The following is a 1,176-nucleotide window of genomic DNA, read 5'->3' as shown; positions in this document are numbered from 1 at the left end:
AAATGAACATACTTTAGCTCCCATACCTGTAAGCGTGAATTTGCTGTCATTAATGTTAGATATTTGTTTGGGCTATCGACCAAACAAACATGACAAAAATAGTATTGTTTTGCTGGATGAACTTGTCGTCAAAATTACAAGAATGGCCAGTCTGTCAAAAGTACTTTTCTTATATTCTGGAGATGAGCGTCTCAAACTAAAAGAAAATTCAGACAACGAAATTAGAGTGAGTGGGTTATAAGATGTCGATACTTAAAAAAGATCTCACAGTTACCAATATTAACTCTCTAAATGGCTACTTTCCCGTTAGAACAAGTAATAGTGAAGATTCTTTCGATTGGGAGATTGCTAAGGGCATAGTTGTTCGAAACATGTACCGAAAGATTGTTTCACCAGCTTTAACTAAGCCGATAGAAGGTGAAGATGGGAGTAAACAGGATCAAAGTTTTGCTCAGTTCCGAGAAATTTGTCGGGATGACTTTTTAAAGCGTATCGATGAAGAGGATCTGTGGCCATACTTAGAAAAAATGTACTTTGCCAATGATGCGTTCTTTGATGTTGCTCCTGAAAGTTTGTTGTTCAAGATTACTTCGTTGAAAGCAAGTAACCCCAAAAATAGATTAGGTGACCTATATTCAAGTCTAATGGGTGGGTTTTATTTGAAGAACCCTATTCGTATCCAACGCAACTTTCTCGAACAACAGGTTGTAGATTCTTTGCGTGATCCTAAGGTGCTTGAAGATTTTACCGATAGGCGAGTTTCAAAAGGGGTTTACGAAAAGCCCTATTTACCATTTTTGACTCATCTGTTCAGAACTGACCTTAAATTCTTGGCTGATCGACCCAAATACCTTTTGGAAAAATTAGAAGATCTTCTAAAACTGTATGGGTATTTATATACAGCTCAACTAGCTCTAAATATCAAAGGGTGGCGTTCGTTAAGTGAACCGGATTCCAAACCACTGTATTTCATTATGGAAAACGAGACTGCGAGTAAGGAGCGAACTGATCTCGTCAAAAACGGTCATCAACGGGTTTCAATATTACTTGAAAACTTATTTCCATATTTAACTATGTCAGAAGGATTACAAGACCCGAATATTGATGCCAATGAGCATAGACTGCCTTTATGGGAGTTTGCATCTAAGTTATCAGAAGAAGATAGCCCTGCTTTGG

The 1,176-nt window shown here is 37.5% G+C and carries 2 protein-coding genes; both read left to right on the top strand.

The genetic code is table 11. From position 1 onward, the window contains the following. Positions 1-241 (top strand): DNA phosphorothioation-dependent restriction protein DptF (gene dptF / locus A3761_RS22955; RefSeq protein ID WP_156492049.1); only part of this gene is annotated, 241 nt, incomplete at its 5' end. 1 nt (position 242) lies between these two features. Continuing rightward, positions 243-1,176 (top strand): DNA phosphorothioation-dependent restriction protein DptG (gene dptG, locus A3761_RS22950; protein ID WP_068750964.1); only part of this gene is annotated, 934 nt, incomplete at its 3' end.

It is taken from the genome of Oleiphilus sp. HI0123, from assembly GCF_001635315.1.
This window is presented reverse-complemented; position numbering and strand designations above follow the sequence as displayed.